The following is a 15,788-nucleotide window of genomic DNA, read 5'->3' as shown; positions in this document are numbered from 1 at the left end:
GAACTATGATTTTTCATGGACTCGCCCTCGCTGTCGTTGGCTGTTTAGACTGCCACCGTGGCGCATTGACGCCTCGGCTTGGGCGAGTCCATCCAATTACAGGGATCTCCGGTGAACACAGTATTTGTGCCTGGCCGAGATCAAACTGTGGGAGCGGGCTTGCTCGCGAAAGCGGTGTGTCAGTCGCCATCAATATTGAATGTAATGGCCTCATCGCTGGCAAGCCAGCTCCTACAGGGATCTCCGGTGAACACTGTATTTGTGTCTGGCCTGGATCAAACTGTGGGAGCGGGCTTGCTCGCGAAAGCGGTGTGTCAGTCGCCATCAATATTGAATGTAATGGCCTCATCGCTGGCAAGCCAGCTCCTACAGGGATCTTCAGTGAACACAGTATTTGTGTCCGGCCGAGATCAAACTGTGGGAGCGGGCTTGCTCGCGAAAGCGGTGTGTCAGTCGCCATCAATATTGAATGTAATGGCCTCATCGCTGGCAAGCCAGCTCCTACAGGGATCTGCAGCGAACACTGTATTTGTGCCTGGCCGGGATCACCTGCTCGCGAACAGGCCTCATGACCGCCGCAGATTCCTCAGTGCCGCACCGGCTCATCCACCGGCAAATGCAGCACCTCGCGCACCAGCATGGCGATGCTGGACACGCCCATCTTTTCCTTGATCTTGGTGCGGTGCACGTCAACGGTCTTCACGCTGATGTTCAGCTCCCGGGCGATCACCTTGCTCGCCTTGCCATCGATCACCAGCATCAGCACTTCGCGCTCGCGGCTGGTCAGCAGCGCCAGCTTGCCTTGCAGGTTCTGCCGCTGCTGCTGATCGGCCTGGGCATGCACAGCGGTTTTCAGCGCGGCCTGGATGCGGTCGATCATCTGTTGCGGGTTGTAGGGTTTCTCGACGAAATCCAGCGCGCCGTTCTTCATCGCCGTGACCGACATCGGGATATCGCCATGGGCCGAGACGAAGATGGTCGGCAAGGTACTGCCGCGCTGGTTGAGGATTTCCTGCAACTGGAAGCCGCTGGTCTCGGGCATGCGCACATCGAGCACCAGGCAGGCGGGCTGCTTGGGGTCGTATTGGCTGAGGAATTCTTCGGCGCCGGCAAAACACTGCGCCTGCACGCTGACCGACTCCAGCAACCAGGCCAGGGAAGTGCGCAGGTCCTTGTCGTCGTCAACGATATAAACAATCGGTTTACGGGTTTCCATCGGGGCTGCCACGAAAGTTTTTTAATTATTGTTTTCGCACGCGAACGCGCGGCACGCATCGGCTCGTCTTTGCCGAGTCAGTAAGCAGAATACCCACTGTGGCCGGCCCTTGCGATAAAGAAACCACCTAGTCGACTAGCGGAAACCCAACCTCGTCATGGGGATCGTCAGAATGGTTGCGGCGCAGCCACGGCCTTAGTCTTGTTCCATCACCTACGGACCGCGCAACGCCGGTCCTCCAGAAGGAAGGGGCATCGACATGGCCGACCTGAGCCAGCAGCAAATCGACTTTCGCAACGCCATGGCGCAGCTGCCGGCGGCGGTGAACATCATCACCACCAACGGCCCGGGCGGGCGCTGTGGCATCACCGCCAGCGCCGTGTGCTCGGTGACCGACTCGCCGCCCACGGTGCTGGTGTGCGTCAACCGCAACAGCGCCACCCACGACGTGTTCCGCACCAACGGCCACCTGTGCGTCAACGTGCTGTGTGGCGAGCAGGAAGAACTGGCCCGGCATTTCGCCGGCATGACCCAGGTGCCGATGGCCGAGCGCTTCGCCTGGGACCTGTGGGACGACGGCGCGGCCGATGTGCCGGTGCTGCGCGATGCCCTGGTACAGCTGGAAGGGCGGATCAGCGAGTGCAAGGAAGTGGGCTCGCACTCGGTGATGTTCGTCGAGCTGACGAAGGTCGGCGTGCGCGAACCGCGCGACAGCCTGGTGTATTTCAACCGCCTGTTTCATCGCGTTGAGCATGCCAGCGCGCATTGCTGAGATCCAACCCCCCATACCTGTAGGCGCTGGCTTGCCAGCGATGTGGCCCTGAAGACCGCTATCGCCGGCAAGCCGGGCTCCTACAGTGACCGCGTGCGGTTTACCTCGCGGTGATCACCGACAGTTTGCTGATCCCCGCGCGCTCGATCGACGCCATGGCGCGGGCCACTTCGCCGTAATTCACGCCGTCATCGGCCTGCAATTGCACGCGCACTTCCGGGTCTTTGGCCTTCGCCGCCTTAAGGTTGAACTCCAGCAGATCCGGCTGGATTTCATCCTTGTTGATGAACAGTTTGCCGGCGCCGTCGATGCTCACCACCAATGGGTCTTTCTGCTCCACCGGCGCCACGGCTTCGGTCTTCGGCAAGTTGATCGGTATCGCATTGGTCAGCAGCGGCGCCGTGACGATGAACACCACCAACAGCACCAGCATCACGTCCACCAGGGGCGTGACGTTGATCTCGCTGAGTACTTCATCGCTGTCTTGTGTAGAGAAGGCCATATCAGGACGCCTCCTTGATTTTCTGCCCGGAGGTGCTGGCGGCGGATTTACCCGCGACAGGGCTCAGCAGCACACGGAACGCGTGTTTCTGCGCCAGGCTGTAGAAGTCGTGCGCAAAGTCATCCAGGTCTGCTGCCGTCAACTTCAGGCGACGCAGGAAATAGTTGTAGACCAGCACCGCCGGCACGGCGACAGCAATACCGACACCGGTGGCGACCAGTGCGGCGCCGATGGGGCCCGCCACGGTTTCCAGGCTCGCCGAACCCGCCGCACTGATCCCTTTCAACGCGGACATGATCCCCCAGACGGTACCGAACAGGCCGATGAAGGGCGAGGTGCTGCCGATACTGGCAAGGATGGCTAGCCCTGTTTCCAGCGAGCGCCGTTCACGCACGATCTGCTGGCGCAAGGCACGCTCAAGGCGGTCCTGATGATTGATCGACTGGCTGAGGTCAGCGTTCTGACTGTCACTGATCTGGATCGCGTTGTAACCGGCAAGCGCAACGCGGGCTGCAGCGCCAGGCAGGTTGTTGGCGAAATCGGCGGCCGATTCAAGGCTCGAAGCGGCCCAGAACTGCCGATGGAATTTTCGGTCCTGCGTCTTCAACCGGATGAACTGCAAGCCCTTGAGCAAGGCCAGGCCCCAAGTCGCGACGGAGAAGACAATCAGCAGCCAGATGACGGCGTGTTCGATGGATTCGAAGGGGGAGGTGAGTAGACTCATGGTCGGGTGCTCCAACAAGGCATTAGATCAGTTGTAGCGATGCGCCTTTTGCCAGGTAGCCCGCAGGGTTTCGATAGGTTTGAGTTACTTGATTTTGAAGTCGATGGGCACGCTGACCCAGCCGTCCAGCGCGGTGTCGCCTTGCTTGGCCGGGACGAAGCTCCAGCGTTTCACGGCGGCCAGTGCGGCGTCGTCCAGCGATTCGCGGCCACTGCTTTTTTGAATCTGGATTTCACCGGGCTTGCCGCTGGCCAACACATGGACGCGCAACAACACCGTGCCTTGCCAGCCCCGGCGCATGGCCTGGGACGGGTATTCCGGCGCCGGGTTGTGCAAGTACCCGGCCGTTGCCGAAGCCGGGGTCACGGGCTGAGGGGCAGGCGGTGCCGCAGGTGCGGGCGCCGCGGCCACCGGTTGCGGCGTCACGGCGGGGGTAGGTTGCGCTGTCACCGGTTTGGCCACCGGTTTAGGCGCGGGCTTGAGAGCAGGCTTGGGCTTGGGTATCGGCTTGGGCGGTGGCGGTTTCACGGCCAATTCATCTTCCACCGGTGGAGGTGGCTCCACCACGGGTTGGGCAATCGGCTCGGGCGCAGGTGGTTCGACAACGGGTGGCGCCGGCCGGGAGAACTCGATGGTCATCGGCGGGATTTCCGGGGGTACTACGGGCAGTTGCGGCGTGGGTGCCTGGTTGACCCAGACAATCACCGCGCCATGCAGGACCAGCGCCAACACCCCCAGCAAGACCACCTCGCGACGACTCAACAGCCGTTGCGGTGTGCGGTGCAGGCGAGACAGTGCCAAGGGTTCGCGAAATACCCGGCCAAGGTTGAGCAGCTCACCGAGGCCCGGGCCCTGGAACACTTGCGGCAGACTGGCGGGGCTTTGGACATTGCCCATTTGTTTACTCCTGTGAATCCTGTGGTTTTTCCACGCTTCGACGGACCGGTCCGGGCTTCAATGCCCCACCAGCTCCTCCAGCAGTTGTTCCTTGTAGCCTTGCAGCACGGTTGAAGCCCGATCCCGGGGATGGGGCAAGTCGACCTTGATTTCGTGCTTGATCCGTCCCGGATGGGCGTCCATGACGATCACCCGGTCACCCAGGTACAGGGCTTCTTCGATATCGTGGGTCACCATGATCACGGTGCAGCGTTGTTGCACCCAGATGCGCTGCAGTTCGTGTTGAAGTCGTACCCGGGTCAACGCGTCGAGCGCGCCGAGGGGTTCGTCGAGCAACAGCACTTTTGGTTTGTTGATCAGCGCCCGGGCAATGGCGGCTCGTTGCGCCATGCCACCGGACAACTGGTGCGGGTAGGCATTCTCGAAGCCCTCAAGGTTGACCAGGGCAATGTGTTCGGCCACCAATCGGTCTTTTTCCGTCTGGGACAGTGGATGGTTTTTCAAGGCCAGGGCAATGTTCTGGCTCAGGGTCATCCACGGAAACAAACGGTGATCCTGAAACACGATCCCGCGCTCCAGGCTGGTGGCCACGATCCGTTTGCCATCGAGCAGGATGTCACCTTCATAGTCGGCCTCCAGCCCGACGATCAGCCGCAGCAGCGTGGATTTCCCGCAGCCGCTGGCACCCACGATGCTGACGAACTCGCCGGGGCGAACGTCGAGGTTGATGTTGCGCAGCACTGGCAGAGGCTGGCCTTCGATCCGATAGGCCTTGCTCAGGCCGCGGATTTGCAGGGCGCCGGACTGTAGCGGGGTGCTGTGGGGCAGGACATGTTGGGCAATTGCGTTCATGGAGTGGCCTTTCAACGAATGTTGCGCCAGCGCAGCAAATGGCGGCTCAGAAGGGTGAATAGCAGGGTCATCAGGTAACCGCACAGACCGATGCACAACACGCTGAGGACGATGACTTCCATGCGTGAGCCGGCTTCGGCGTTCATCATCAGGTTGCCCAGGCCGGCTCCCGAAGACAGGAACAACTCGCTGCCCACTGCCGTGACCCAGGCAAACGCGAGCGCATGCAGCACACCGGTGGCGATGCTCGGCAGCGCCGCCGGTAGCAGCACATGACGAAACCGTTGCCAGCGGCTCAGCACCAGTACCTGGCCGACTTCGCGATAGCGCTGCTCGACATGGCTGAAGCCCTGGTAAGTGTTGAGCACCATGGGGTAGAAAGCCGCGAGGCTGACGATCAGCACCTTGGAGAACTCGCCGTTGCCGAACCACATGGCGATCAGCGGAATCCAGCCGAGCATGGGGACCTGGCGGATCGAATGAAACAGCGGCCCGATCAGCCGGTTGGCGAGTCCCGACAGCGCCATCAACACGCCCAACAGGACACCGAAGAAAATACCCAGCGCCAGCCCGGTGCTGGTACGCGCCAGACTGGCCAACAGGTTCACCAGCAACTCGCCATTGGCCAGCAACTCAAGCAAGGCGGCGCCGATGGTCGACAGCGGCACAAAGGCGTAAGCCCCCGCCGCGTCCTGGCGTGACAGGTATTCCCAGCCGCCGATCAACAACAGCGGCAGCAACAGGCCACGGGATTTGGCAATCAGTCCAGACATCGAAGGCTCCTAGCGGGTCTGCCAGCGGAACAGCCGCTGTTCCAGTTGGCGAAAGCTGAAATCCAGGGTGAAACCGATCAAACCGGTCACGACAATCCCGACCATCACCACATCGATGCGCAACATTTGCCGGCTCATTTCGATCATCTGTCCCAGGCCACTGTCAGCAGCGAGCAACTCGGTGGCCACCAGCACCACCCAGGCGCGGGTCAGGCTGATACGAAAACCGGTGATGATCGGGGGCGCGGCAGCGGGCAGGGCGATCTCCCGGACCAGTGTCGGCCAGCGCAGGCGGTAGACGTCAGCCACCTCGAAGTAGCTGCGCGGAATGGCCTTGACGCCTTCGCTGGCGGCCAGCGCGACCGGGAAGAACGCGGTTTTGGCAACGATGATGATCTTGAAGGTTTCATCGATGCCGAACAGCAGCACGAACATCGGGATCAAGGCGATGCTGGGAATCTGGCGCAAGGTGTGGAACAGCGGCGAGCAGTAGATCTCGACGTTTTTCGACAAGGCCATGAGCACGCCGAACGCCAGCCCGCACAGTGAACCAATGCCGAACCCCAGCCCCAGGCGCGACAGGCTGTTAAGCAGGTGTTCGAGCAGCTCACCACTGGCCGACAGCGCTTCGAAAGTCCGCCACACCTGAGCGGGAGGGACCAGCAGGTTGCGCGGGAAAATCCCGGCCTCGGCGACCACCGCCCACAGCAACAACAGGGCAACAGGAGAGATGAGCCAGCTTAGGGTTGAGAACAGACGTTGAGTACGCATGGCGGTTCTTATTTCGGCGAAGTACCGAAGGGGTATCGCAAGAGCTGTGCCAGCAAACACCGATCACGCCAAACAACCCTGTAGGAGCCGGCCTGCTGGCGATGGCGGCGGTGCAGGCGACACAAATCGTGCTGACCGCATCGCTGGCAAGCCAGCTCCTACAGGGCTCGTTGTCGCGGCAATTGATGCCTGATCAGCACCCGTTGCTGCCAGGGCAACACCCCGGCAGCAGTCCACTCAGAAGTCGTAACTGACGCTGGTGTAGTAGAACGCGCCCTGGGCGCCTTCGGGGCTGGTGATCGAGTACTTCGGCACGCCGTACAACTGCGCTCCGTCAGCCTTGTCCGGATGGGTGTCGAACAGGTTGATCGCTCCCACCGACACCTTCAGCGCCTTGTCGAAGGTGTATGACAGATCCAGGTCCGTCACCCATTGCGAGCTGTAGGTCTGGTCCAGGGTCGGGTTGGTCGAGTTAAGACTTTTCCATTCGCCATAGCGGCGCTGGGCCACGGTGACGCCCCAACCCTCATACAACCAATTGGCACTGAGGATCAGCTTGGACTCGGGCGTGCCATCCTCGATCAGGCCTTGGGTGGTGCGGCCGACAATCTGCGAGCCCTTGATGTTGCCGACGTCACGCAGGGCGGTGATTCTGGTGTTGTTCTGGCTCACGCCGGCATTGAGGTTCAGGCGTCCCCATTGCTGCAGGTCCAGCTGATAATTGCCGGCCAGCTCGACACCGTCGGTGCGGGTGTCGGCCACGTTGGTGTAGAAGGCCGCACTCTGGATGTTCGCGTAAGGGGTACCGGCGAAAATCGGCGAGACCACCGACGCGGGCAACTGGTCGGAGAGGGTGATGCGGTTGTCGATATCAATGCGGTAGGCGTCCAGCGTCACCGATGCATTGGCCAATGGACGCCAGACCAGGCCCAGGGAATAGCTGGTGGATTCTTCCGGTTTGAGCGATGTCCCTCCGAGCAGCGCTGCCTCTGGACTGTCGGCGCGCAACGTACGCTGCTGCACTTCGACAAAGTTGCCGCTGCCGGGCGGTTGCTCCACCACTTGCACGCTGAACGAGGACAGGCCGCTCTGCACCAGGGACGGCGCGCGATAACCGGTACTGGCGGTGGCTCGGGCGGCGATCTGCGGGGTGAAGTCGTAGCGCAGGGAGAGTTTGCCGTTGGTGGTGTCGCCGAAGTCCGAGTAGTGCTCGCTGCGGAGGGCGACACCGGCCTGGAATTTCTCGGTGACCTGGCCTTCGATGTCGACATAGGCGCCCGCTACGTTGCGGTCCAGCGAGGCTGCATCGACCTGGGTGATGCCCGAGTAGTAGCCCGGGATACGCCGTCGGGTAAGCGGGTCGACCGTGTTGAACAGCGGGCCGTTTTGCCAGCCAGCGGGCTCGCCTGCGCTGAGCTCGTAGTTTTCACGGCGCCAGGCCAAGCCGGCGGACAGTGTCAGGGGCTGGAACAACAGGTCGGTCGGGAAGTCCCGCACCCAATCGAGGGTGACGTTGGTCTGGTCGGCGTCGCGTTCGCCGGTAAAGATTTTTTCCGGGCTGTTGACACCCCAACTGGGGTTGATTGCGTTGCGGTCGGTGGACTTCAGCGTGTTGTCGCCGTGGTTGACGGCGAAGTCGAACTTGCCCAGTTGTTCATTTTCGTAGCGCAGGCCGCCGGTCAACGCATAGTCCTCCAGCGAGTAACGGGTGATCGGTACACGGCCGTCCGGGAAGCGTTGCAATGCGGTGCTGCTGTAGTTGTTGCGCAACGTCGTGGGCGGGTCGAAGAAGCCTTCGGCGTCGGTGTTCTTGTGCGAGTAGGTGGCAAAGCCGTAGGCCGTCAAACCGTCGCCAATGCCCATTTCACTGTTGGCGGCGAAGTTGTACTGGTCCGACACATTGCCCGAGCCCCAGCGCCAGGTGCGGTAGCGGTTGTTCTGCTCGCGGGGCGTGTTGATGCTGGTGGAGCCCGGGTAAAAAATCCGGTTGTCCGGGTTGGTGTCGCTGGCCGGGTCCTGGCTGCCGGCATCGAAGCTCAGGGTCAGGAAGCCGTCATTGGGCAGGGCAATGCCTTTCCAGCCGCTGAGTTTGCGCTGGATGCCATCGCCTTTGTCGTAGCCGCCGAAGCGATAACCGAGGTTGCCTCCGTCGTCGTTCTCCTTGAGCACGATGTTGATGACCCCGGCGATGGCGTCGGAGCCGTACTGGGCCGCCGCGCCGTCGCGCAGGATTTCCACGCGCTGGATCGAGCTCAGGGGTATCAGGCTCAGGTCGACTGCTGCCGCGCCACGTCCGTTGACCAGGCTTTGGCGAGTGACGTTGGCGCTGGTGTGGCGGCGCTTGCCATTGACCAGCACCAGCACCTGATCGGATGCCAGGCCACGCAATGACGCGCCTTGGGCGATGGAGCCGGCAAAAGCGCCCTGGGGCGACTGCGGATAGGTGAACGACGGTGACAGCGCGGTGAGGGCGCCGGACAGGTCACTGGCACCGGTCTGTTCCAACTGTTCGCTGGACAGCACATCAATGGGAGCGGCGCTTTCGAGCGCAGTGATATCGCTGCGCCGGGTACCGAGTACCACCACTGTGTCGAGGTGATCGCTGCTGGCGGAGGGTTGAGTTTCGGCAGCCACGACAGGCACGGCAAGGCTGCCAATGACCAGCGCGATAGCGCCGGCCAACGGAGTGTGATGGAACATGGATAAATTCCTTCCAGACGAATGAAGACCCCTGTAGGAGCTGGCTTGCCAGCGATGGCGGCCTTCAATGCGATGCAAGGCTTGCGGGCCCCATCGCCGGCAAGCCGGCTCCTACAGTGGATGTGTGGATGCCGGAGGTCCGGAAATCGATGGTTTTATGGGTGCGTACCGGTAGTCCGGATTCGATGATTTTTCTGTAGGAGCCGGCTTGCTGGCGATGGCGGCCAAGAGGGCGATGCAAGGCATGCGGGCCCCATCGCCGGCAAGGGGAGGTTTCAGGTCAGAAGCGGCTGGTCACGCTCAGGCCGACGGTCCGCGGGTCGCCGTAGGTGATCACGTATTGGCCCAGGGTGCCGTTCGGACGACCATGGACCTGATAGCGACGGTCGGTGACGTTGTTCACAAACCCGGTCACGCTGAGTTTTTCATCCGGGCTGTACCAGGTCAGGCGAGTATTGGCCAGGGTGTAATGCGGTTGGCTGAGGGTCTTGTCAGCACTGCTCTGGCGATCGGCGAGGAAGTATTCCTTGTCGCGGAAACTCACATCGCCGCCAGCCACCAGCTTGCCACCGACTTCCAGCGGGAACGTGTAGTCGCCACCGAGCGCCACCACGTTGCGCGGTGAACGCACGAAACTGTTGCCGCTGTAATCACCCGTGACCACCCCGGTGTTGGGGTTGGTGTTCTTGAAGTCGGTGTATTCGGTGTCGAGGAACGATACTGCGGCACGCAGGTGCAGGTAGTCAGTCGGCTGGGCTTCGAGTTCCAGTTCGGCGCCCTTGACCGTACCCTTGGCGCCGTTGGTCAGCGCCGTGGTCAGCACGCCGTTGTTGACCGTCAGCAGGTTCACCTGAATATCCGAATAGTCGTAGTAGAAGATGTTGGCGTTGGCCGTCAGGCGATGGTCGAACCACTCGGATTTGAGGCCGAGTTCGTAGGCGTCGAGTTGTTCCGGGTCGACCGTGGTCAGCTGCGACAGGCTGGTGGACAGGCCGGTATTGAAACCGCCGGAACGGAAGCCATGGGCGTAACGGAAGAACACCCGCACGTTATCGTTGATCCGGTATTCCGGCGTCAGGTCATAGGTCCAGGCTTCCCAGGTCTTGTCTTCCTGACGATTGCCGTTGGTGCCGACGCCAGGCAGCGGCACCAGCGGGCCGTTGGCCGTGAAGCGGGTCAGTTGCGTCAGGTCGAGGTCGATGTCTTTCTTTTCCTGGGTCCAGCGCAGGCCGCCAGTCACGCTGAAATCTTCGGTGAAGTCGTAGGTCAGGTTGCCGAACAGCGCGTAGCTGTCGGTCTTGTGGTCATAGCTCAGATCACGGAAGTCGGTGACGCCGCCGATCTGGTTTGAGCCGGTACCGTTAGGCGTCGGGCCGGGTGTGACAATGCGCTGGGCAGAGCTGTCGAGGTCTTCGTGGAAGTAATGCGCGCCCAGCAGCCAGCGCAGGGTTTCCTGCTGTGGCGATGCCAGGCGCAGCTCCTGGGTGTATTGAGCGTATTTGTTGTCGGAAATCGCTGCGCCGTTGACTTCATAAGGCGTGTAGTCGGCGTCGCTGGTCGCCTGGTTGCGAATGTAGTCATAGGCGCTGATGGAGGTCAGGGTGTAGTCACCCAGGTGCCAGTTCAGGGTCAGCGAAGTGCCGTCGTGATTGAGCTTGGAGTCTTCATTGACGTTGATTGCGATATCGCGTCCATTGGGTCTTACGTAGCCAACGTTGTAATAACGCCCGACCGCGAGCGAACCGTTGCTGCCGTCGCCTTTGAATTCGCGGCTGTGGACCTTGAGCAGTGCCTCGAGATCGTCATTTATCTGAGCAAGAAACTGCAGGCGGACGGCTTTCTTGTTGACGTCGCCATAGGTGTTGTCATCGACCAGGTTTTCCTGGAAACCGTCACGCTCCTCGGAGTACAGCGAGACCCGTGCCGCGAGTTTTTCATCCACCAGCGCTCCCCCCAGAGCGCCGCTGACGATGCGTTCGTTCTTGGTGCCAAACCCGATCGTGCCGAAGCCGTCAGTGTCGAAGGTTGGTTTTTTCGAGATGACGTTCACCGCGCCCGCGGTGGTGTTCTTGCCGTACAGGGTACCTTGCGGCCCGCGCAGGATTTCGATGCGCTCCAGGTCGAACAGAGGCCCGCCGCCGGCAACCGGTGCGTTGAGGTAGACGTCATCGGCGTAGATCCCCACCGGGAAAACGGTGGCTGCGCCGGTATCACCGGTACCGAGACCACGGATGTACCAACGTGGGCGACCATCGCCGTCCGGGTTTTTCGCCGACGTGTTGGGAACGAAGGTGGTGATGTCGCCCATGTTGCGCACGCCGTCGGCCACCAGGCTGGTGCCCTGGATCGCGGACACCGCCACCGGAATCTCTTGCAGGGTTTCCTCCCGGTGTTGCGCGGTGACGGTCACGGTTTTCAGCGAAGGCTCCGCAGCCGATTTGCTGCTGTCGGTTTCTGTGGTTTCTGCTGCCAGCAAACCCTCGCTGACGCCGCCCCCGGCGAGTAACAAGGTTAGCCAGATACTTTTGGTGATTGGATTAAGTTTATGCATTTGAGTCTCCCCCAGGAAAGTTTCACTAGTGGGGGTTGAGCAGAGATCGTGCCAAGTGCTTTTTTTGCGTGGTTAGTTTTATCAAGGTATTGAAAATAAAGGATTAATTGTATGAATAAGTTGTGCGTTCGGCGGATTTTTTTAGAGTTTGTTAGTTGGATTCAGTCTCCTGATAAGTGCCTGTCAGGCATTCAGCAGAAGTTGCTTGGCGGGTGTTGCTGGAGCAGCAGGAGTTGAGTGAGGGAGTGTTGCCTGGCCAACAATCCGTTGGCCTTGCGGACGCCATCGCCAGCAAGCCGGCTCCTACAGGCTTTGCGTTGAAACGGAATAAACATTGTAGGAGCCGGCTTGCTGGCGATGACGTCCTGACAGGCGCTGAAAAACTCAAACCGCCAATCGTGACGTGGAGCCGATGACCTTTTCCAGCACGCTGAAATCGATCCAGTCGCGCACATCGAAACGCCGCGGAATAAAGTCCCAGCGATGCAGGAAATCAGTGAAATCCTGCAACGCTTCAATGGATCGTGCATCCAGTGTCGTGCGCAAGCGCCGATGGGCGTCTTCGCCGTACGCGGCGGCGACCCAGTACTCGCTGGTGTTGAGTTCCCGTGCGAGAAAACGCCGGGTTTCGTCTGGGTTGGCCCAGGCCCATTGCTCGGTGCGCAGCACGGTATCAACGATGTTCACGCTGGCGTCGAAATGCTCATGCAGCAGGTGAGTGTCCACGGTCAGGGTCCGTGGCGTGCCGTTGTTCGAGCGAATCAGCGGGTCGGGGTGAGAGCCGGTATCGACGACCACCTGCAAACCGAATTCGTTGGCCAGGTGCACGGCGTGCGCGCCCTTGAGAAAAATCGCATCGATGTCGCCGCGCAACAAGCCGATCAGTTCGTTGTTGCGGCGGCTGACGCGCGTGACGTCGAGGCTGACTTCCGAGCCGTAGACATGCTGTTTCTGATCGTCGCTGTAGGTGCCGCCATAGGGGTAGTCCACCAACTCGACATCAGACACGTCCAGGCCTTCGAGCTTGAGGGCATTTTCCAGGCCGCGCAGGGCCTGGGCGCGAGTGAAGTCGATCTGCACGTTGGCCCATTTCGGCAGTCCGAAGCGGCGGTTTTTCAAGTCGCGAATGCTCTTCACACCGGATTCCGCGGTGGTCAGGATCAGCTGCACCTCGTCGCTCCAGGACAGCCCCAGCACGCGGGTCTGTACGCCGCTGGCATAGGCCCAGATGGCCGGGATATTGCCGCCGTGACGCACCGAGTTTTTCAGGTGATGGTCGTAATGGGCTTCGCGAACTTCCCGCTCACTGGACTCGCGCAGGGATTGGATATTCGTGCCGAACGGCGCAAAGGCTTGCGCCAGTCGACCGGATTGCACGGCGATGCCTAGCCCCGTGGGAACAGGGCTATGGGTATACCAAAGCGTATCGAGTGGTTTGCTCATAAAGTCCTTCAGTGCCGATCCATGAAGCCTGGCGGGTTAGCCTGCCAGTGCGGTAGGGGTTTGCAGCAACGCGTCCAGCGGACGAGGATCGATCCAGTCGCGCACGTCGAAGCTTTTCGGGATGAAGCGCCAGCGATGCAGGAAGTGTGTGAAGTCCTGCAGGGCGTCGATGGCCTGCTCATCCAGTTCGGTGCGCAAGCGCAGATGGGCATCGTTGCCATAGGCGGCGCTGACCCAGTACTCGCTGCTGTTGGTTTCCCGGGCCAGGTAGCGGCGGGTGTCTTCCGGATGGGTGTGGGCCCAATGTTCGGCGCGTCGAACGGAATCGAGAATGCCGGTGGCGACATCGAAATGGTTATCCAGCAGGTTCAGGTCCACGGCCAGTGTGCGCGGGGTGCCATTGTTGCTGCGAATCAGGGGCTCGGGGTGCGAGCCGGTGTCGATGACGGTGTGCAGGCCGAACTCATGGGCCTGCCGGGCGGCGCTGGCGCCTTTGAGGAAGATTGCATCGACCTCGCCGCGCAGCAGACCCACCAGTTCCAGGTTGCGCCCCTCGACTCGCTGCGCACTGACCGGCGTGCCGTTTACGGTGCTGACCTGCGGGTCGCTGAACGTACCTTCATAGCGAAAATTCACCAGCTGCACATCGCCAACTTGCAGGCCTTCCAGGCTCAGGGCGTTTTCCAGCCCGCGCAGGGCCTGGGCGCGGGTAAAGTCGATTTGCGCGCCGGCCCAGTCGGGCAAGCCGAAACGACGGCCCTTGAGGTCCTTGACGGTTTTGATGCCGCTGTCGGGAAGGGTCAGGATCAGTTGCACTTCATCGGCCCAGGACAGGCCAATCACCCGTGTCTCCCGGCCCTGGGCCCTGGCCCAGATGGCCGGGATGTTGCCGCCGTGGCGCACCGAGTTGCGCAGGGTGTGATCGAAGTGCGATTCACGCACGGCCTTGTCGGTGGATTCGCGCAGCGACTGCACTTGCGTGCCCAACGCGCCGACGGTGTCTTGCAGCCAGCCTTTTTGCACGGCAATGCCCAGCCCGGTGGGTACCGGGCAGCGGGTGTACCAAAGGGTGTCCAGAGCTTGAGTCATCAATGATTCTCCCGCAGCGCTCAGGCGCTGGCCTTCAAATGAGTTGCCGGTTGTACGGCAGGACGTTGGTGCACCAGTGGCAGTACCTCCTGGCCGATACGCAGGGCTTCTTCCAGGTGAGGATTGCCCGCCAGGATGAAGGTCGAGAAACCGGCATCGCGGTACTCCACCAGGCGTTCGGCGATGTTCTGGTGGCTGCCCACCAGGCCCACGGTTGGCCCCGGCTTGGCTTTGGCGAAGCCGGCCCACAGGTTTGGGCCGATGATCAGGTCGTCGAAGCGGTCGATGTTCTGGTGGTAGGCGGTTTGCCGTGCGCCACCTACCGAATCGGAGCCGCTGGTGAAACCCTTGGCGACCACGCTGCTCTTGCCTTCAAGTTTGTCGAACTGGCGACGCAAATCTTTCCACGCCAGCTCTTCGGTTTCCCGGGCGAACAGGTCGACACGCAGACCAAAGCGCACGCTACGACCCTGCTTGTCCGCCAGTTCGCGTACCCGATCGATATGCGGCTTGAGCTTGTCGATGGGCTCGGCCCAGTTCAGGTAGACGTCGGCGTGTTTGGCGGCTACATCAAGGGCGGCGTCAGAGAACCCGGAAAAGTACACGCCGGGTTTGCGCTCGTTCTGCAGGCCATGGGGCAGGGCACCGTTCTCCAGTTGGTAGATATCGCCTTCGTAGGAGAAGCGTTCGTTCTGCCAAAGGCCCTGGATGATGTCGAGGAATTCACCCGTGCGTTTGTAGCGCAGATCATGTCCGAGGAAATCGCCGTTGGCGCGCTGACTGGCCGGGTTGCCACCGGTGATGATGTTCCACTCCAGGCGACCGCGGCTGAGGTTCTGCAGGATGGCCGCTTGTTGTGCGGCATAGGCCGGCAAGGTCCAGGTGGCCTGGAACGCGATCAGGAATTTGATTCGACGGGTTTCACGGGCCAGGGCCGCTGCGGCAATCCATGGCTCCGGGCCGGTGGGCAACAAGGCGCCTTCGAAACCTGCCAGTTCTGCGGCTTTCGCGACCTGGGCAATGTAGTCGATGTAGGTGAAGTCGTCCGGTTCGCCATTGGGCAGTCGTCCCGGGGCGATGTTGCCCGGGCGATAGTGCGGATTGCCGCGGTTGTGTTTGTCGGTGGTCAGTTGCGGGCCGTCGGTGCCCAGTGGCAGGCGCCAGAAAAACTCAGTGCTCATGGGTTGCTCCTGATTCAAGTACGCGGTACGTCGCGCAGGTGCGAGGCTGTCTTGTCAGGGGGGGTTGCAACGGACATGCCATGGTTGGCCCGCCGGGTTTGGGCCAGCGGGGCCGGGGGAGTGGCGGGGGACGGGAGAGGGGGTGAAGGCGGGGGTGCTGCTGTAGCAGCAGTCCGTCAGCAATGGTTGTTCGGGGTGCAGCAGGCGGGTTTGGTTGTGCTCTGGAGATTGCCATCGCTGGCAAGCCAGCTCCTACAGGGGATGTGTGTTGCCCGCGATTCTGTAGGAGCCGGCTTGCTGGCGATGGCGATCTTGAA

Annotated in this window: 13 protein-coding genes; 1 reads left to right on the top strand and 12 read right to left on the bottom strand. The window is 61.4% G+C overall.

Annotated features, from left to right (window positions below; all coding sequences use genetic code 11):
• Positions 1–586: 586 nt before the first annotated feature.
• Complete coding sequence (locus QMK54_RS19215; RefSeq protein WP_085728180.1) at positions 587–1,216, bottom strand: response regulator transcription factor; 630 nt, start codon at positions 1,214–1,216, stop codon at positions 587–589.
• Between the two features lie 259 nt (positions 1,217–1,475).
• Between QMK54_RS19215 and hpaC the strand changes: the two genes are divergently transcribed.
• Positions 1,476–1,988 (top strand): 4-hydroxyphenylacetate 3-monooxygenase, reductase component, encoded by a 513-nt coding sequence (gene hpaC, locus QMK54_RS19210; RefSeq protein ID WP_103395704.1) that lies wholly within the window; start codon positions 1,476–1,478, stop codon positions 1,986–1,988.
• Positions 1,989–2,088: 100 nt separating this feature from the next.
• Here hpaC and QMK54_RS19205 read toward each other — a convergent pair whose 3' ends face one another.
• From QMK54_RS19205 to QMK54_RS19155, 11 genes are all read right to left on the bottom strand, one after another.
• Positions 2,089–2,490 (bottom strand): ExbD/TolR family protein, encoded by a 402-nt coding sequence (locus QMK54_RS19205; protein WP_110662335.1) that lies wholly within the window; start codon positions 2,488–2,490, stop codon positions 2,089–2,091.
• A 1-nt stretch (position 2,491) separates the two neighbouring features.
• A complete protein-coding gene (locus QMK54_RS19200; RefSeq protein ID WP_110662336.1) occupies positions 2,492–3,214 on the bottom strand; it encodes a MotA/TolQ/ExbB proton channel family protein in 723 nt (240 codons plus the stop codon).
• An 84-nt stretch (positions 3,215–3,298) separates the two neighbouring features.
• Positions 3,299–4,111: an energy transducer TonB gene (locus QMK54_RS19195; RefSeq protein ID WP_320401142.1), complete on the bottom strand. Its 813-nt coding sequence runs from the start codon at positions 4,109–4,111 to the stop codon at positions 3,299–3,301.
• Between the two features lie 57 nt (positions 4,112–4,168).
• Positions 4,169–4,963, bottom strand: a complete 795-nt coding sequence (locus QMK54_RS19190) for an ABC transporter ATP-binding protein (RefSeq protein ID WP_320401141.1) — start codon at positions 4,961–4,963, stop codon at positions 4,169–4,171.
• Between the two features lie 11 nt (positions 4,964–4,974).
• Complete coding sequence (locus tag QMK54_RS19185; protein ID WP_110661669.1) at positions 4,975–5,736, bottom strand: ABC transporter permease; 762 nt, start codon at positions 5,734–5,736, stop codon at positions 4,975–4,977.
• 9 nt (positions 5,737–5,745) lie between these two features.
• Entirely contained in the window at positions 5,746–6,507 is a 762-nt protein-coding gene (locus QMK54_RS19180; protein WP_223593084.1) for an ABC transporter permease, read from the bottom strand.
• A 237-nt stretch (positions 6,508–6,744) separates the two neighbouring features.
• The gene (locus tag QMK54_RS19175) at positions 6,745–9,207 is read right to left on the bottom strand and encodes a TonB-dependent receptor (protein ID WP_320401140.1); all 2,463 of its coding nucleotides are present in this window, start codon (positions 9,205–9,207) and stop codon (positions 6,745–6,747) included.
• Between the two features lie 280 nt (positions 9,208–9,487).
• The gene (locus QMK54_RS19170; protein ID WP_223593080.1) at positions 9,488–11,758 is read right to left on the bottom strand and encodes a TonB-dependent receptor; all 2,271 of its coding nucleotides are present in this window, start codon (positions 11,756–11,758) and stop codon (positions 9,488–9,490) included.
• A gap of 384 nt (positions 11,759–12,142) precedes the next feature.
• A complete protein-coding gene (locus tag QMK54_RS19165; RefSeq protein WP_110661677.1) occupies positions 12,143–13,201 on the bottom strand; it encodes an ABC transporter substrate-binding protein in 1,059 nt (352 codons plus the stop codon).
• A gap of 36 nt (positions 13,202–13,237) precedes the next feature.
• A complete protein-coding gene (locus QMK54_RS19160; RefSeq protein ID WP_110661679.1) occupies positions 13,238–14,290 on the bottom strand; it encodes an ABC transporter substrate-binding protein in 1,053 nt (350 codons plus the stop codon).
• A 20-nt stretch (positions 14,291–14,310) separates the two neighbouring features.
• Positions 14,311–15,471 (bottom strand): LLM class flavin-dependent oxidoreductase, encoded by a 1,161-nt coding sequence (locus QMK54_RS19155; RefSeq protein WP_320401139.1) that lies wholly within the window; start codon positions 15,469–15,471, stop codon positions 14,311–14,313.
• Positions 15,472–15,788: the final 317 nt, after the last annotated feature.

The sequence above is a fragment of the Pseudomonas sp. P5_109 genome (assembly GCF_034009455.1).
Classification (GTDB): domain Bacteria; phylum Pseudomonadota; class Gammaproteobacteria; order Pseudomonadales; family Pseudomonadaceae; genus Aquipseudomonas.
This window is presented reverse-complemented; position numbering and strand designations above follow the sequence as displayed.

Bases quoted from the DNA above. Each gene is read 5' to 3' on its own strand.
- QMK54_RS19215 (WP_085728180.1), bottom strand. From the start codon at position 1,216: ATGGAAACCCGTAAACCGATTGTTTATATCGTTGACGACGACAAGGAC.
- hpaC (WP_103395704.1), top strand. From the start codon at position 1,476: ATGGCCGACCTGAGCCAGCAGCAAATCGACTTTCGCAACGCCATGGCG.
- QMK54_RS19205 (WP_110662335.1), bottom strand. From the start codon at position 2,490: ATGGCCTTCTCTACACAAGACAGCGATGAAGTACTCAGCGAGATCAAC.
- QMK54_RS19200 (WP_110662336.1), bottom strand. From the start codon at position 3,214: ATGAGTCTACTCACCTCCCCCTTCGAATCCATCGAACACGCCGTCATC.
- QMK54_RS19195 (WP_320401142.1), bottom strand. From the start codon at position 4,111: ATGGGCAATGTCCAAAGCCCCGCCAGTCTGCCGCAAGTGTTCCAGGGC.
- QMK54_RS19190 (WP_320401141.1), bottom strand. From the start codon at position 4,963: ATGAACGCAATTGCCCAACATGTCCTGCCCCACAGCACCCCGCTACAG.
- QMK54_RS19185 (WP_110661669.1), bottom strand. From the start codon at position 5,736: ATGTCTGGACTGATTGCCAAATCCCGTGGCCTGTTGCTGCCGCTGTTG.
- QMK54_RS19180 (WP_223593084.1), bottom strand. From the start codon at position 6,507: ATGCGTACTCAACGTCTGTTCTCAACCCTAAGCTGGCTCATCTCTCCT.
- QMK54_RS19175 (WP_320401140.1), bottom strand. From the start codon at position 9,207: ATGTTCCATCACACTCCGTTGGCCGGCGCTATCGCGCTGGTCATTGGC.
- QMK54_RS19170 (WP_223593080.1), bottom strand. From the start codon at position 11,758: ATGCATAAACTTAATCCAATCACCAAAAGTATCTGGCTAACCTTGTTA.
- QMK54_RS19165 (WP_110661677.1), bottom strand. From the start codon at position 13,201: ATGAGCAAACCACTCGATACGCTTTGGTATACCCATAGCCCTGTTCCC.
- QMK54_RS19160 (WP_110661679.1), bottom strand. From the start codon at position 14,290: ATGACTCAAGCTCTGGACACCCTTTGGTACACCCGCTGCCCGGTACCC.
- QMK54_RS19155 (WP_320401139.1), bottom strand. From the start codon at position 15,471: ATGAGCACTGAGTTTTTCTGGCGCCTGCCACTGGGCACCGACGGCCCG.